The organism is Mesorhizobium sp. M1348, from assembly GCF_040317925.1.
In the GTDB taxonomy this organism is placed as follows: domain Bacteria; phylum Pseudomonadota; class Alphaproteobacteria; order Rhizobiales; family Rhizobiaceae; genus Mesorhizobium.
This window is the reverse complement of the sequence record NZ_JAMYLH010000005.1, coordinates 60,807-75,611: the sequence shown is the minus strand read 5'-3', so window position 1 is coordinate 75,611 and position 14,805 is coordinate 60,807. Positions and strand designations below refer to the sequence as shown.

The following is a 14,805-nucleotide window of genomic DNA, read 5'->3' as shown; positions in this document are numbered from 1 at the left end:
GTCGCGTGTCGAACTATCCGCTTTCCTACAAACTGTCGTGGCTGCCACGCTTCCTCCGGCCTTCGCTCGATGGCGACGCGCGCGGCTTTGCTCCGGCGGCCGCAGCCCTGCTCGAACCGCTGCCGGCGCGGACGGTGCGGCTGGCTTTCGTTGGCGATATCTCGGCGGTGGCCAATCGCCGCGCGCCGGACTGCGATCCGGCGATTGCGGCACTGCTTGCCTCGGCCGATCTGGTGGTCGGCAATTGCGAAAGCCCGGTGGTGAAACGGCCGAGCGCTGTTTTGGGCACCAGGCTTGGCACGCGCCACGCGATGAGCGAGCGGTTCCTTGCCGAGGCGCTGGCCGCCGCCGGCATTTCGCGTGAAAAACTGGTGCTGTCGCTGGCCAACAACCATGTGCTCGACCAGGCTATTGCCGGCTTCGATGAGACGGTCGCCGCCCTGGAGCGGCTCGGCATCCGCACGATCGGCACTGCGGTTCCGGTCGAGCGGTTTGCAGTCGGGGCGCTGACAATCGGCCTTGCCGCCTTTACCTTGTGGCGCAATGTCGGCGCGGCTCAGTTTGCGGGCCGAGTCTCGATGCAAGGCGATCCGACGCAATGGCCGCGCGACGCCGCTTCGGGTGTCGACCTCCTCTGCGCAGTGCCACATTGGGATTGGGAATTCCGGCATTTTCCACGTGCGAAGACGCGGGCACTGGCGCGGCTTCTGGCCGAACATGGCGTCGGCCTGGTCGCCGGACATCATGCGCATGTCGTGCAGCCGATCGAGCGGACCGGCAAGACGCTCGTTGCCTATGGGCTCGGCGATTTCTTCGGTACCGCATTTTCGAGCCAGCCATGGCCCGGCCGCATCGGCGCCATTCTCGTCGTCGACATCAGCGACGATCCCGGCACGCGCGGGGCCATCGCCGCCTACCGGCTGCATGCCTTCATGCGGCTGCGCGCCGGCGATCACGAGCGCCTGGTCCCGGTCGAAGCGCTGGCGGGAAAATCGAGGCAAAGGGTTCTGGCCCGCCTCGATGCGATCTTCGGTGCCGGGCGCTGACGGCTGCGCTGACGCGGTCCACCAAACCGGCTATCATGCTCAACGCGGGCAGGCTTGTGGCGGCGGTGGGTGATGGAAACTGCGGATTTCATGCCGAGCGAAGCGGTGATCGCCGGCCTCAGGAAGAACATCGAGGCCTATGAGGCCGAAAGAGCTTCGGCCCATCGCCGGACGCGCTGGCGGGTGCCGCTGTTCATCGGGCTGGTGCTGGTGTTCGTGGTGTTTGTGGCCTGGCTCTTCAACGGGGTTGCCGACCCGAGCGAGCAGTGGTTCTCGACCCCGCATGTGTTCCTCTATATCGGCGGATTCCTGGCGGCGATCCTGCTCTATTTCCGGGCGATCAAGCCAGCGAGCAAATTGCAGCAGTCGTTTCGCAGCACGCTGTTGCCGATCATCTTCGGCTTCATCGAGGACATGCAGTATCGGCACAGCGTCAAGCCGAATTCGTTCGACCGGCTGCCGCGCGAGACGGTTGGCCCATTCAACCGACAGTCTTTCGACGATGCTTTTTCCGGCCGCTATGAAGGGTTTCCGTTCGAGCTGTACGAAGCAGAGCTCCGGGAAGGGACGGGCAAGAGCACGACGGCAGTGTTCAAGGGCGTCATCGTCGCCTTCGAGACGATCGTGCCGTTCCCCGGCACATTGGTCGCCGCGCGCCGGACCAACAAAGCCGTCGGCTTCTTCCGCGGCATCTTCGGCAGCAAGATGCAGGAATTGTCCAGCGGCGTGCCGGAGCTCGATGCCGCCTACGAGTTCCGCACCGACAACATCGAGGCGGCGCGGCCGCTGGTGACCGGCCGGCTGGCGCAGGCGCTGCAATGGCTCGGCGAGACCCGGCCGAACGATCCGGCACGCGTGGCGCTCAGCGGCAGTGACGGCTTCCTGCTGCTGCCGCAGGAAAGGAATTTCTTCGAGCTGCCGGATATCCCCACGCGCCTCGACTACACCAAGCATGTCGCGCCGATGATCGCCGACATGGGCGCGATGCTGGCGACAGCGGCGCTGGTGCGCAAGATCGGGGCGAGGGACGAGGAGGCGGGTTAGTCCGGCTGGGCGGTCAGCAATCGAAGCCGCGTTCGCTTCGCATGTAGTCGACTTCTTCCTTCGACATCGACCTGAACATCACACAAACGGTGAAACTGCCAACCTGGTGACCGTTTCTGGTGTATCCCCAGTCGGAAATATCGTCCCGGTTGAATTCGATATACTGGCCAGCCACGACGTTGTGGACACTATGTGGCTCATTCGCCAATATCCCCACGAATCCGGTTTCGTTCCGCTGGAACGGGATGACCCAGAAGTGTTCGGTCACATTTCCGTCCTTGATCATCACCTTCAGTTTGAATGTGTCCGTTCCAGGTGGCGGTGTCTGGGATAATGCTAGGAATTCATCCAGGCCGGCACGTGCCTGTGCAGTCGTCGCCGCCATATCTGGATCGTCAGGCGCGACTGCGACGACGCTGTCGTCGCCCTGACTGGAGTCCTGAGCCTCGGCGGATATCGGAGCAAGCGCTAGCATCAGGGACAGTATCGCGCGGGACACGTGCTTCATGGAATGGGCGCCCTTACAATGGTCAGCATCATCATGGATCCGTTCGTTTTTTCAATCATAGCGCGAAAAATACCTTCATTGCAACCATAAGAAAATGCTCCTGAACTGCCGCTGTAGTTCTGCTACGCACTCCGGCTATGGTTTTTGCCGGAAGCTCGCGCTATCTCTGAGGCAGCGAGGGGTTCATGATCGGAGAACGCAAGGGGTTTCGCCTGTCGCGGCGGCTGCTGCTGGGTGCGGCGGTGGTGGGCGGCGCGATGCTGTGGGGCGGCACGACCGTGGCGCGGCTGGCGCGCGGTCCGTCCGGGCAGAAGAATTCCGGGCGCATTGCCGACATTGACGGGATCGACCTGGCTCAGAAGCCGCTGGAGGGCCTGCCAGCCTACGATACGTCGCTGCCATGGCTGACCAAGGGCGGCGACATCAACGATGCCAGCGGCCTGTCGATGACGCCAGTCTACGGCGTCATCGAAGTCAGCGAGGAAGACCACATTGCGAGCGCGTTGGCCTTTGCCCGCACCAATGGCCTGAAGGTCTCGATCGCGGCGGTGCGCCATTCGATGGGCGGCCACGCTTTCGACGACAACGCACTGGTCCTCGACATGCGCAAATTCAACAAGGTCAGCGTCGATGCGGCGGCGAAGACGATGACCTTGCAGCCGGGCGCGCGCTGGCACGACATCCAGAACCTTTTGCACCCGCGCTTTGCGGTGAAGGCTATGCAGTCGACTGACATCTTTTCGGTCGGCGGCTCGCTGTCGGTCAACGCGCATGGCATGGACCACCAGGCCGGCTCCGTTGCCGGCTCGATCCGTTCGATGCGGGTGATGCTGGCGGACGGTTCGGTGACAACCTGCTCACCGGCTGAAAACACCGAGCTATTCCGCCACGTCGTCGGCGGCTACGGCCTGTTCGGCGTGGTGCTGGAGGCGACGCTCGACATCGTCGACAACGCCGTCTACCGGACCTCGCGCGAGATCATCAAATCGGACGACTTTCCAAAGTTCTTCGCCGAGGTGCTGGAGCCAAACAGGGCGATCGGTCTGTTTTATGGGCATCTGTCGACTGCGCCGGGCAATTTCCTCGAGGATATGATCGTCTACCGCTATGACAAGGTGGCCGACCAGCCGCCGGCCGACCAGCCGGCAATCGGCGAGCCGGGTTCGGTTGGGCTGAAGCGGGTGATCATCAACCTGGCGAAGTGGGGCAGCCTGTTCCAGGAGCTGAAATGGTTCACCGAAAAGACGCTGGAGCCGCAATTCGAGAGCTGCACAGTGGCGCGGACAATGGCAATGGCCGAGGGCGAGGCCTGCCTCGTCACCCGCAACAATCCGATGCACGATTCAGTGCCCTATCTGTTCAACGATCTGCTCGATGAGACCGACATACTGCACGAATATTTCATCCCGCGGGCGGCGTATAACCCGTTCATCGCGGAAGCGCGCGAGATCCTGCGCAACCAGAGCCTGCCGGTGCTCAACGCGTCGGTGCGCATCGTCCACAAGGAGGATGTGGCGCTGAATTATGCGCCGGAGCCGGCCTATTCGCTGGTGCTCTACATCAATCAGCCGACCGACGCCGACGGCAATGCCAGGATGCGGGCGCTGACAAGGGCGCTGATCGACGTGACGATCAAGCATGGCGGGCGTTTTTTCCTGCCCTACCAGCTTCATTATACGGGCAAGGAACTGCTTGCCTCCTATCCGGAACTGCCGTCCTTCCTGGCGAAGAAGCGGCAATACGATCCGGACGAGCTGTTTTCGTCGACGTTTTATCGCGCCGTCAAGGCACTGATCGGCACGGCCTGAGCGGCGGCTACAGACCGTCAGGCAGCTTCGCCGCCAGCCAGTTCGCCGAACGCCTGGCGATGCCGATCGTTGCCGCTGCGGCGCGGCCGAGATCGGTCTTGACCACGGCGTAGCCGGTCTTCGTGCGGTAGAGCACGGCGCGGCCGCCATCGACCGCCGCTTCATAGGCGACCGGCCTGACGGCTTCCGTTTCCGTCGCCGTGGCCTGCGTTCCGACGGCAGGACTGGGCCGATGGCTCAGCTCCGGTGGCAGCGGGTCTGTCGCTGCCGTACTGGCCGTCGTCAATTCGGGCTCCGAAGTGGTCGCCACGAGCTGCGATGACGAAGACGAGTTCTGTGTCCGGCAGATGCCCGAGACCAGCGGATAATCGAAATTGCGCTCGTGCAGCATCTGGCTTTTCATCGCCGCTTCGCATTCGGCGATGGTCGACCATTTGGCGGGCGTCTCGCCGATATATTCGCAAAGCCTGGCGTCGCAATCGCAGCCGACGATGGTCATGGCGACAAGGGCGGTCTTGATCACGGTCTTGTCCCTCCGAGTTGCCTGGCGATGTGCGCAAGACAAAGTGCTACGGCATCATCAATCGTTGCGGAACAAGGCGGGATTTGGCCGCGATTGTGGAATGAGCGTGGCGGAGCATCACGCAACGTCTTGCCGAGGCCGGCTGTGACCGAAAGGCCTCAGTAATCGTAGACGTGCTCGAGCCTGGCGCCCGCCGTCATCAGCGCCGGCAGCACGAGGTGCAGTTTGCGCACGGCGACGGTCAGGCCGGTGCGGCGCGTCGAAGGTTCCGCCGGAAGCGGGTAGCTGAACAAGGTGCGTGCGCCTTCGGGAACATTGATCTCGTCATTGGAAAGCATGGTGACCATGATCTCGTCATTGCCGCCGATCTCGACGAAGGAGACGCCCTTGTCGATCAGGCGCGGGATCATGTCGGTGAACACCTGATAGCGCCTGGTGACGAAGACCGTGCCGTCGGCGCCGAGATCGCGCTCCAGCAAGGTGTCGGGCTCGTTGCGCGTCACCTCGCTGACCGGACCCTTGGCCCAGACGTGAATGTCGAGCAAGGCCGGGTCGGTGGTGGCGGCGAGCGCCGACTTGATCAGATCGGCGTAGCCCTGCTTGATGGTGTCGGCGAGGCCGAAGGCGAGCTTGCGTTCGCTGGTGCGGACGGCGCTGTCGTCCGCCGCCGGCTGGACGGCAAACAGGCCGGCACGCTTTTCGGCATAGGGAAACTGGTACCACGGCACCTGGTCGAGAAAACCGGCATAGTCCGCCACCACCTTGGCCTGGTAGATGTCGACCGCGGTGCGCTTGCCGGCTGTCGCTTCGGTGACGCGGCCGACCGTATTTTCATAGGCCCACTGGATAGCGTGCTCGATCGTGTGGCTGGTGCCGATGACCACCAGCATCTGGTGGTTGTCGAGGTTGAACTTGTAGGTGGAACTGGCGCGGATGACCATCGCATAGTCCTGCCAGAAGCGGCCAATATAGGAGAGATAGGGAAAACCGCTCGGCTGGTTCTTGTCGACGAAGCCGGCATATTCGCGGGCGGCGTAGACGATGGCCCATTCTGGATAGGTGAGAAAGGTCGATTCCTCCGGCCGCTGGTAGCCGGGGATCTCGGCACGGACCTTGTCGGCCAGCGCCTTCGGCGGGGCACCCTCAGTGACGCCCGGCAATGGTGTTGTGTCCAGCGACGGCGTCGTGAGAAAGCCGTAGGCCAGCCCGGCGATCGGGATCAACACGACAATGACGACGAGCCAGAGGATCGCCTTGATGATGCGCTTCAGCCAGCGGAACAGGAACATGGCCGGTCAGGCCGTAGCGAAATGGTCGTACACACGTTTCGACAGCCAGAACCCGACATAGACGGCGAAGCCGCCGATGACGATGTGCGGCAGGTTGGCGAAGAAGCGGGCCGGGAATTCGATGTCGTTCAAGGAGCGGAAGCCGTTGATGAAAATGCCGCCGTCGAGGCAGCCGGAACCGGTGACCAGGCCGAGCACGCCGTCAAACAGATAGACCGAGCCGAACAGCTTGAAATAGAACACCGCCTGGCGGTGCGAGATGAAGGCGGCCGCCAGCGCCCAGACGCCGGAGAAGGCGTGCAGCAAATCGTCATACCATTGCAGCGAGAACAGGCCGAACAGATTGCCGCCGGCATCGTTGAAGGCCGGCACATAGCCGATCGCAACAACACCGAAGAACAGGAAAGCATAGGCAACAGCAAGCTTCTGGATGAGCGTCATGAAATGTCCCCCTGCCGTTAGCCCTTTTAAACGGTCCCCGACGGCAAATGGATAGTAGCTGATTTTGGCGCAGCGTGAAGCGTCGCCGGCAAAATCGTCAGGCGGGGCCACAAAGACAGTCGGCGCCGGGATTTCTCCCAGCGCCTCCCTGTCAGATCAGGACACGGTCGCGGCAGCAACTCCCGAAAGATGTCGCGCCATTCCGGCCTTGATTTTGACGGTCCTGCCAGTCGCCACCCGAGGGCAGCGTCCGTTCCGGACCACGCCGGTCTCCGCTCTTGCGAGCTTTGCCCAGCGCGCCATCGAAGGTTTTTGCCGTCCTTCATGGCAGCATCGGTCCGCCGTTGGCGTTCGCACGCTTTCCGCGGCCCCGTAGGTCTCGGCTTCCATCCCTCCAACAAGCAAGCCTGTTCTCGTTCAGGGCCGTACGGGCCTCAGGAAATCCGCCGTTCCGCTTTGCCTTTCGGCGTGGCGATCGGTAGCCGCCTGAGATGGGTTTAACGTACGCCGGATAAGCGTTTGGCGAAACCGCCGCGAGCCTGTGGATAGCGGGATTATCGGGGACTGAACCCAGCGATGGAGCGAATTCCGATCTTCGTCGCCGGCCGCCTACCGGCAGCCGGGATTTGCCGTCGATGCCGAAACCGCATTGTCGGACATTCGATCTTGCCCCGCGGGCCGGCGCAGGCTTCAATGCCGGCAAATGATTGGAAGGCGTGTTCGATGGCCTTGGGGAGGCAGGCTTGAAGGTCGCGGTGATTCTCAATCCGATCGCCGGCGGCGGCAGGCTCAAGCGGCATTGGCCCGAGGTTGCGGCTTCGCTGAAAAGACATTTCGGCGATTTCGAGCTGCGTGAAACGCAGGCCGAGGGGGATGCCGAACGGCTGGCGCTCGACCTTGCCGCCATCGGCTTCGAGCTGGTGATCGCGGCCGGCGGCGACGGCACCGCCAGCGAGGTTGCCGACGGGCTGCTGAAGGCTTTCCGGGAAAGCGGCCGGACGGCCGAACTCGGGCTGCTGCCTTGCGGCACCGGCATCGACTTCGCCCGCGGGCTCGGCCTGTCGAACGATGTCGACCTGACGCTGAAGCGGATTGCCGAGGCCAAGCCGCGCAAGGTCGATGCCGGCTGCATCAGCTATGTCGACGACCACGGCGCGCTGGCCAGCCGCCATTTCATCAATATCGCCAGCCTCGGGCTTTCCGGCGCTACCGACCGTGCCGTCAACGCCGACAAGCGCAAGGGCAAGGTTTCGGCCAAGGCGCTGTTCTACTGGCGCACGGTCTGGGAATTCCTCCGTTACCGCTTCCAGGACGTTGCGATCACCATCGACGACGGTGCCCCGGTCGAGGCGCGCATGGCACTGGTGGCGGTGGCTAACGGAAAATTCTTCGGCGGCGGCATGATGATCGCGCCCGACGCCGAGCTTAACGACGGCGAGTTCGACATCGTCATCCTGCGCGCCGCCGGCAAGCTGAAGCTGATCTGGGACATCCGCCTGCTCTATGGCGGGCGGCACCGCAACCATCCGGCGATCACCATCCTGCGCGGCAAGAAAGTGGTTGTCGAGCCGCTCGGCGATCTGCAAAAGAACGCCGCGCTGATCGACATAGACGGCGAATCGCCGGGTCGCATACCGGCGACCTTCGAGATCCTGCCCGGCGCCTTGACGCTGAGATATTGAATCAAGGCGTTGAGGGCTTGATTAAAGTTCTTTCGGCGGTAATTCCGGTCCTACGTCCAACACGTTGAAATCGCGTGACATTGTCGCCCGCTCGACAGGTCACGGCATCAGTGGCGTCTGCATCATTTGCAAATGTAGGTCCTTGCCGGTCCAGGGATGCGCGTCACAGACGGCTTCGTCGAGCTCGACGCCGAGGCCGGGCTCCTTCGACGGGATGACGTTACCGTCCTGCCATTCGATCTTCTTCTTGAGCAGCTTCTCGTGAAAACCGTCCCACTGCTTCAGCGATTCCAGAATGAGGAAGTTGGGCAGCGTCACCGCAAGCTGGATGTTGGCGGCGCCGACGATCGGCCCGCAATAGCAATGCGGCGCGACCTGGATGTGATAGGCCTCGGCCATGGCGGCGATCTTCTTGGTTTCGAGAATGCCGCCGGAGCGGCCAAGGTCGGGCTGAAGAATGGTCGCGGCACGGTTCTCGATGACCCGGGCAAATTCGAATTTCGTGGTCAATCTTTCCCCCGTTGCGATCGGGATAGAAGTGCCCCTTGCGACCTGAGCCATCACTTCGGGCATGTCGGGCGGCACCGGCTCCTCGAACCACAGCGGATCATAGGGCTCGATGGCGCGGGCGAGGCGCAGCGCGCCCGATGCGGTGAACTGGCCGTGCGTGCCGAACAGGATGTCGGCTCTGGTGCCGACCGCCTCGCGGATCGCCTTGACCATGCGGGCGGAGAGGTCGATGTCGACGAGGCGCGGCTGGTGGCCGTCGAAGGCGGTGTAGGGACCGGCCGGGTCGAGCTTGACCGCATTAAAACCCTGCTCGACATATTCGAGCGCGCAGGCTGCAGCCAGATCTGGATCGTTGTAGACGTTCTTGCCGCGCGCATCCTCCGAGTGGACGCTGCCGCTGTGCGGATAAAGGTAGGTATAGGAACGCAACGTTTCGTGCACCTGGCCGCCGAGCAGCTTGTAGACCGGCTTGCCCGCCTCTTTGCCGATGATGTCCCAGCAGGCGATTTCGAGCGCCGAGAAACAGCCCATGCCCGACACGTCGGGGCGCTGGGTGAAGCCGGACGAATAGGCGCGGCGGAAGAAATTTTCGACGTCGTGCGGATCGCGGCCGATCAGATAACGCTCGGCCATGTCCTCGACCATTTTCGCCGTGACATGGGCGGAGAAGGTGGCGTTGTAGGCCTCGCCATAGCCGACCACGCCGCCATCGGTGGTGAGCTTGACGAAAATGAAATACTTGCCGCCGATGCCGGGTGGCGGATTGCCGACAACCCAGGTCTTGACGTCGGTGATTTTCATTTCTGATCCTCCAGAACCAGTTCGGCGCCCGTCCATCCGGTCATGATCGCGGCGGCGTTGGTGTTGCCGGTGATGTTGTCGGGAAAGATCGAGGCATCGATGACGCGCAAGGCGTCGAGGCCATGCACCCTGAGGCGCGGATCGACGACGGCGCGCGCCGGGTTCGGCCCCATGCGGCAGGTCGAGACCGGGTGATAGACGGTGCCCGAGCGCTTCCTGAAATCCTGAACGAGATCCGCATCGGAGGTGATCGACGGACCGGGCAAAACCTCCTCTTCGATGATCTCGGCCATCGCCGGCATCGATGCGATCTTCCTGACGAATTTCACCGCCGCCAGCATTTCGGCGACGTCTGCTTCGGTCGACAACGCGTTGGCGACGATTTTCGGATAATCGCGCGGATTGCTGGAGCGGATCATGATCTCGCCACGGCTCGACGGGCGGCAATTGGACAGGCCGATGGAAAAACCCGGCCATGGGTCGGGCGTCAGAATCGGGCGTTCGCCGCTCTTCGGAATGACGGTCGAAAACGCCTGGAAATAGAGCTGCATGTTGGGCCGTGCCGCGGCCGGGTCGGTGCGGAAGAAGCCGCCGGCATTGTTCATCGACAGCGACAGCGGACCCGACCGCAGGAGGACATATTGCATGCCGACCAGCAGCTTGCCCCACCACGGGCGCAGGATCTGGTTGAGCGTCGGCTGCCTGCCCTTGAAGGTGTAGTTGATGCCGACATGGTCCTGCAGGTTTGCCCCGACATTCTCGTTGGCGCAAATGACGGGAATGCCGAGCGCACCAAGCGACGCCGACGGGCCGATGCCTGAAAGCTGCAGCAATTGGGGCGAATTGACCGAGCCGCCCGACAGGATGATCTCACGGCCGGCGCGGGCGGTTTTCGTCTCGCCATTCTGGAGATACTCGATACCGACGGCGCGCTTGCCCTCGAACAGGATTTTTGTCGCCAGCGCGTTGGTCTCGACGCGGACGTTTTTGCGCTTCATTGCCGGGCGCAGGAAGGCGCGCGCCGCCGACATGCGGCGGCCGTTTTTGGTGGTGATCTGATAGACGCCGACGCCTTCCTGCGAAACGCCGTTGAAATCCGGGTTGAGCGGCAGGCCGGCTTGATTGGCGGCCGCGAGATAGCGCTTGGTGAGCGGATGGACGGAGGTCGAGCAGTCGGTGATATGCAGCGGCCCGCCGACGCCGCGCCATTGGTCGGCGCCGGCCTGGTTGTCCTCGAGCGCCTTGAACGCGGGCAGCAGGTCGTCGAAGCCCCAGCCGGGATTGCCGGCATCCCGCCAGGCGTCGAAATCCTCGCGCGCGCCCCTGATCCAGACCATGGCATTGATTGAACTCGAGCCGCCGAGCAGCTTGCCGCGCGGCCAGTGGTCGACATTGCCGGCGAGGCCGGGGTCCGGATCGGCCTTGTAGTTCCAGTTTACCGCCGGGTCGAAGAAGGTCTTGCCGTAGCCGAGCGGCATCTGCACGTAGAAGCGGCGGTCGCTGCCGCCGGCCTCGAGCACCAGCACCGAGAAGCGGCCGGAAGCCGACAGCCTTTCGGCCAGGACCGAGCCGGCCGAGCCGGAACCGACGATGATGAAGTCATAGGTTTGCATGGTGGCTGCGGCTGGCTCCGGAATTCGGCTCTAACCTAGGCTTCGGCGCGACGCGGCGTCGCCGGGTCTTCCGGCATCCGATGTGAAAAAAGCGACTGGTGATATTCGGTTTGAATGGCCGCTTGTTGCCGGAGTTAGTTTTGCTACGGCAACAATCATACGCGTTTTAGCAATCAATGCCGATGTGTTCGAGCAGGGATGACCGAAGGCTGCCGTTCGCGCTCGGTCATTGAATTGATCCGTGCGATCAGTAATGTTTGCTGACGACCCTCACGATTGCCGTTGAAGAGGTTAGATGTTCTCCAGCTTGATCGAAAGATTTCGTCGGCAACCAGACCTCGGTCGTGCGCCTCAGCGTGGTAAAGCCTTGGGCGACATTGCCGCTGCAGCATTGGAAGGCGGCTTGGCATCCGATTTTCAGCGAGTAGGGGATTTGTTCTGGGTTGGCCGTCCAACAGATCACATACGCTATCTGCTGAAATTTCAGGCGTTGAAAGGCATGACCTTCTCCGCCTGTTGGGGCGTCTCGATCGACTTTGTACCAATTTTCAGAGGCGGAAGCCTCCGGTGGAAAAGAACGGCGAAGTCGGCGAATTTTGATCTTTGCATTGACCCGATTGATTCATCGGGCCGGATTCCCAACTGGTGCTCATTCTATAGTAACGATAGCGCCGATCAGGTTGAACGCGCCGCTTTGGCGGCGCTCAATGCTGCCCAGCAGGACTGGTCCAGAATCACCGCACTAAAGGACGTTGCTGCTAGTTTCGAACGACGGTCCAAGATGAAATTTCGACGTTTTTCGTTGGAAAACTATGTGCAAACAGACCTCGCCTGGGGCTTGGCCCTTGTTGCCGTTGGAGACGCGGATCGGGGCCAGCATCACATCGATGCATTTTGTGAGCAATTTGCCGTTGCCCCGGAGACGACCATCCTCGCAAAAGCGAGAAGCGAAGCGGGCGCAATAGCGGTTGGATGACAACTTTCCACCCATAGCCGAAACTTCAAGCTGCGATCACAGGCGATGATCGGCAATCTGCTTGAAATCATAGCGCATGATCGGGCGGGCCGGCGTCCTGCGGGCAACGACCCTGAACCCGGCGCGCGCGAAGGTGGAGGCATATCCGCTGCCGGAAGCGCTCGGCGATACGTCGGCGTCGAAAGGATAGGCTTCGAGTGCCGGAGCATTTGCGCGCCTTGCGACTTCCAGGGCCTATGCAATCAGCTGGGATGTTACGCCCCGCCGGCGGTATTGTTTTCGCACGTAGAGGCAGGACACGGACCAGACCGGCCTGTCGTCCACGCGCTTGAGCTGCCATAGCCGATCGAGCCAGGGCAGGGCGTCTCGCGGCGTCACCTGGCACCAGCCGACAGCCACATCGCCGTCGAAAGCAAGCAAACCTGGAGGCGGACCATGCTGGACGGCTTGCCGGAACGCTGCCTTGTTTTCCTCGTCGGGCCGCTTTCGATAAGAACGACCGATCCGCCCGTACATACACCAACAACGACTGCAGACGGCGCTGTCGCCGAACAGGTCCTCGAGCGCCGGCCACAGATCGGGCGTCAGTGGGCGAAAGCCAAGTTCCATGTCAGCCGTCATCCGCTACCTGTGTTGCCCAGTCTAGCCCGAGCTACGCGTTAGTGCATCATAGGTTGCGGTCCATGCGGTGATGTTCGAAACGGCCTTCACTCAGCATCCCCGCCGTGCTCCGGCTCAGCGCAGAAAACCGAGCACGGCCTCTATGAATTCGGCGGAGTACTCGACATTCGACAAGTGGACCGCGGGCAGGACAACCAGTTTCGCGCCGGGCACCGTCGCCGCGATCAGCTCGCTGTGGCTGGCGGCTGTCACCGTGTCGTGGCGGCCGGCGATCACCAGCGTCGGCGTGGAAATCAGCGCTATGGTTCGGCGAAGGTCCGCATCGCGAACCGCCGCAAATAAACCAGCCAGGCCTTGCCGGTCGATGGCCAGCAGCATGGCGCGAAATTCTTCGATGACGGGCTCGTTGGCCGCCAGCATACGCGCAGGAAACCAGTTGCCCAGGAACATCTCGGCGGTTTCCGACATGTCCGGCGCCTGCAGCACGGCGGCAATGCGCTCATCAAACTGCTTTGCCGGTCCGAGGTAGGATGAGGTGTTGCTCAGGATCAAGCGCTCGATCCGCTCGGGCGCATGAATGCCGAGCCACTGCCCGACGAAGCCGCCCAACGACAGACCGAGGAAGTGTACGCGTTCAATGCCCAGGGCATTGAGCAACTCGATCACGTCGCGGCCAAGCCGGTCGAGCGAATAAGCACCGGCCGGAACGCTCGACCCTCCGTGGCCGCGAAAATCATAGCGCAGAACACGGAAATGCTTCGACAGCTCGTCGATCTGCATGTCCCACATCCGCAGCGTGGTGCCGATGGAATTCGACAGCATCAGCACAGGCTTGCCGGCGTCGCCGTCGATGCGGTAGGCGATGCGTGTGCCATCGCCGACGGTCACGAAATCCAGCTCATTCATGGTGAATACACCTTCCTTTTTGAAGCGCTGAATGTGGCAAAGCCTAGCTGCGGCGCGCTTTTGACGATATTACAAAGATAGGACTATCTCTGTAATAGAAGCTGACATGGCCGAATTCACCCTACACGACCTGCAATGCTTCGATGCCGTGGTCCGCTGCGGCGGCTTTCAGCCTGCGGCGGCAATGCTGCATCGCTCGCACCCGGCTGTGTTCGCCGCCGTGGCAAAGCTGGAGCGGCAACTCGACCTCGTTCTTTTGGATCGCGGCGGCTATCGCGTGCGCCCCACCGAGGCAGGGCTGTCGTTCCATCGCAGGGCACAATCGCTGCTGCGCGAGCTCGAGGGCTTGCGGCTTCATGCTGCTCAGCTGTCAATGGGCGAAGAAACCGAGATCCATGTGGTGATCGGCGACCTGTGCCCGCGCCCGCAGGCACTGGGCATGCTCGGACGGTTCTTCGCCCAGTGTCCGGGCACACGCCTGCATCTGCATTTCGAGGCGGTGGGCGGCCCGTGGGAGCGCCTCTTCGACGACGAAGCCGATTTGATCCTGCACTGGATCGACAAGAGCGACCCACGGGTGGAATGGATCGATCTGTGCAAGGTGCAATTCGTTCCGGTAGTGGCGTCGGGCTTTCTGCCGGAGCGCATCAAGCACCCAATCACGCCGGATCAAATGCACGCGTTCACCCAATGTGTCATGCACGACACGGCCCGCCATTCACCACAACAAGACTACTTCATGATCGAGGGTGCGCCTCAATGCATGGTGGCCGATCAGGGCATGAAGAAGGAAATCATCCTGCAGGGCCTCGGATGGGGCCACATGCCCCGCTTCCTGGTCGAGGAAGAGCTGCGCGACGGACGCCTGCAATCCATTGCCGGTCGTCATCTGCCAGGCCGTACTGAGGAGTTGGTGGTTGCGCGCCGCCGCGACCGGCCGCACGGGCCGATCTCGAACCGTCTGTGGGACTATATCGAGCAAGAGGCGCCGACGTTGCGCCGAGCGCTCGAACCTCGGCAACCTATCCAGTAGGCGG

14 protein-coding genes are annotated in these 14,805 nt (G+C 62.4%); 6 read left to right on the top strand and 8 right to left on the bottom strand.

The window, feature by feature from the left end; genetic code table 11:
- Positions 1-5: 5 nt before the first annotated feature.
- Positions 6-1,046 (top strand): CapA family protein, encoded by a 1,041-nt coding sequence (locus NKH13_RS11085; protein WP_352912518.1) that lies wholly within the window; start codon positions 6-8, stop codon positions 1,044-1,046.
- Positions 1,047-1,118: 72 nt separating this feature from the next.
- Entirely contained in the window at positions 1,119-2,090 is a 972-nt protein-coding gene (locus tag NKH13_RS11080) for a hypothetical protein (protein WP_352713099.1), read from the top strand.
- Between the two features lie 13 nt (positions 2,091-2,103).
- Here NKH13_RS11080 and NKH13_RS11075 read toward each other — a convergent pair whose 3' ends face one another.
- Positions 2,104-2,598, bottom strand: a complete 495-nt coding sequence (locus tag NKH13_RS11075) for a YegJ family protein (protein ID WP_352912517.1) — start codon at positions 2,596-2,598, stop codon at positions 2,104-2,106.
- Positions 2,599-2,783: 185 nt separating this feature from the next.
- Here NKH13_RS11075 and NKH13_RS11070 point away from each other — a divergent pair, with 185 nt between their 5' ends.
- On the top strand, positions 2,784-4,406 hold the full coding sequence (locus NKH13_RS11070; protein WP_352912516.1) for an FAD-binding oxidoreductase: 1,623 nt from the start codon (positions 2,784-2,786) through the stop codon (positions 4,404-4,406).
- Between the two features lie 7 nt (positions 4,407-4,413).
- Here the strand turns inward: NKH13_RS11070 and NKH13_RS11065 are convergent, their stop codons facing one another.
- The 3 genes from NKH13_RS11065 to NKH13_RS11055 form a co-directional block, all read right to left on the bottom strand.
- A complete protein-coding gene (locus NKH13_RS11065; RefSeq protein WP_352912515.1) occupies positions 4,414-4,929 on the bottom strand; it encodes a hypothetical protein in 516 nt (171 codons plus the stop codon).
- A 158-nt stretch (positions 4,930-5,087) separates the two neighbouring features.
- The gene (locus NKH13_RS11060; protein WP_352713090.1) at positions 5,088-6,218 is read right to left on the bottom strand and encodes a hypothetical protein; all 1,131 of its coding nucleotides are present in this window, start codon (positions 6,216-6,218) and stop codon (positions 5,088-5,090) included.
- A 6-nt stretch (positions 6,219-6,224) separates the two neighbouring features.
- Complete coding sequence (locus tag NKH13_RS11055; RefSeq protein ID WP_023719157.1) at positions 6,225-6,659, bottom strand: DUF4383 domain-containing protein; 435 nt, start codon at positions 6,657-6,659, stop codon at positions 6,225-6,227.
- Between the two features lie 743 nt (positions 6,660-7,402).
- Between NKH13_RS11055 and NKH13_RS11050 the strand changes: the two genes are divergently transcribed.
- Positions 7,403-8,341: a diacylglycerol/lipid kinase family protein gene (locus NKH13_RS11050; RefSeq protein WP_352912514.1), complete on the top strand. Its 939-nt coding sequence runs from the start codon at positions 7,403-7,405 to the stop codon at positions 8,339-8,341.
- Positions 8,342-8,440: 99 nt separating this feature from the next.
- Here NKH13_RS11050 and NKH13_RS11045 read toward each other — a convergent pair whose 3' ends face one another.
- Positions 8,441-9,652, bottom strand: coding sequence for a mandelate racemase/muconate lactonizing enzyme family protein (locus tag NKH13_RS11045; protein ID WP_352912513.1), 1,212 nt, complete (start codon positions 9,650-9,652; stop codon positions 8,441-8,443).
- Positions 9,649-11,265, bottom strand: coding sequence for a GMC family oxidoreductase (locus tag NKH13_RS11040; RefSeq protein ID WP_352912512.1), 1,617 nt, complete (start codon positions 11,263-11,265; stop codon positions 9,649-9,651). The genes NKH13_RS11045 and NKH13_RS11040 overlap by 4 nt, the downstream gene beginning before the upstream one ends.
- 295 nt (positions 11,266-11,560) lie before the next feature.
- Between NKH13_RS11040 and NKH13_RS11035 the strand changes: the two genes are divergently transcribed.
- The gene (locus tag NKH13_RS11035; RefSeq protein ID WP_352912511.1) at positions 11,561-12,241 is read left to right on the top strand and encodes a hypothetical protein; all 681 of its coding nucleotides are present in this window, start codon (positions 11,561-11,563) and stop codon (positions 12,239-12,241) included.
- Positions 12,242-12,475: 234 nt separating this feature from the next.
- Here the strand turns inward: NKH13_RS11035 and NKH13_RS11030 are convergent, their stop codons facing one another.
- Both NKH13_RS11030 and NKH13_RS11025 read right to left on the bottom strand, forming a co-directional pair.
- A complete protein-coding gene (locus NKH13_RS11030; RefSeq protein ID WP_352912510.1) occupies positions 12,476-12,850 on the bottom strand; it encodes a GNAT family N-acetyltransferase in 375 nt (124 codons plus the stop codon).
- 126 nt (positions 12,851-12,976) lie between these two features.
- Positions 12,977-13,768: an alpha/beta fold hydrolase gene (locus tag NKH13_RS11025; RefSeq protein WP_352912509.1), complete on the bottom strand. Its 792-nt coding sequence runs from the start codon at positions 13,766-13,768 to the stop codon at positions 12,977-12,979.
- 106 nt (positions 13,769-13,874) lie between these two features.
- Here NKH13_RS11025 and NKH13_RS11020 point away from each other — a divergent pair, with 106 nt between their 5' ends.
- Positions 13,875-14,801, top strand: a complete 927-nt coding sequence (locus tag NKH13_RS11020; protein WP_352912508.1) for a LysR family transcriptional regulator — start codon at positions 13,875-13,877, stop codon at positions 14,799-14,801.
- The last annotated feature ends 4 nt before the right edge of the window (positions 14,802-14,805 follow it).

Coding starts and splice junctions, on each gene's coding strand:
- NKH13_RS11035 (WP_352912511.1), top strand. CDS start 11,561: ATGTTCTCCAGCTTGATCGAAAGATTTCGTCGGCAACCAGACCTCGGT.
- NKH13_RS11080 (WP_352713099.1), top strand. CDS start 1,119: ATGGAAACTGCGGATTTCATGCCGAGCGAAGCGGTGATCGCCGGCCTC.
- NKH13_RS11040 (WP_352912512.1), bottom strand. CDS start 11,265: ATGCAAACCTATGACTTCATCATCGTCGGTTCCGGCTCGGCCGGCTCG.
- NKH13_RS11060 (WP_352713090.1), bottom strand. CDS start 6,218: ATGTTCCTGTTCCGCTGGCTGAAGCGCATCATCAAGGCGATCCTCTGG.
- NKH13_RS11070 (WP_352912516.1), top strand. CDS start 2,784: ATGATCGGAGAACGCAAGGGGTTTCGCCTGTCGCGGCGGCTGCTGCTG.
- NKH13_RS11020 (WP_352912508.1), top strand. CDS start 13,875: ATGGCCGAATTCACCCTACACGACCTGCAATGCTTCGATGCCGTGGTC.
- NKH13_RS11075 (WP_352912517.1), bottom strand. CDS start 2,598: ATGAAGCACGTGTCCCGCGCGATACTGTCCCTGATGCTAGCGCTTGCT.
- NKH13_RS11030 (WP_352912510.1), bottom strand. CDS start 12,850: ATGGAACTTGGCTTTCGCCCACTGACGCCCGATCTGTGGCCGGCGCTC.
- NKH13_RS11055 (WP_023719157.1), bottom strand. CDS start 6,659: ATGACGCTCATCCAGAAGCTTGCTGTTGCCTATGCTTTCCTGTTCTTC.
- NKH13_RS11025 (WP_352912509.1), bottom strand. CDS start 13,768: ATGAATGAGCTGGATTTCGTGACCGTCGGCGATGGCACACGCATCGCC.
- NKH13_RS11045 (WP_352912513.1), bottom strand. CDS start 9,652: ATGAAAATCACCGACGTCAAGACCTGGGTTGTCGGCAATCCGCCACCC.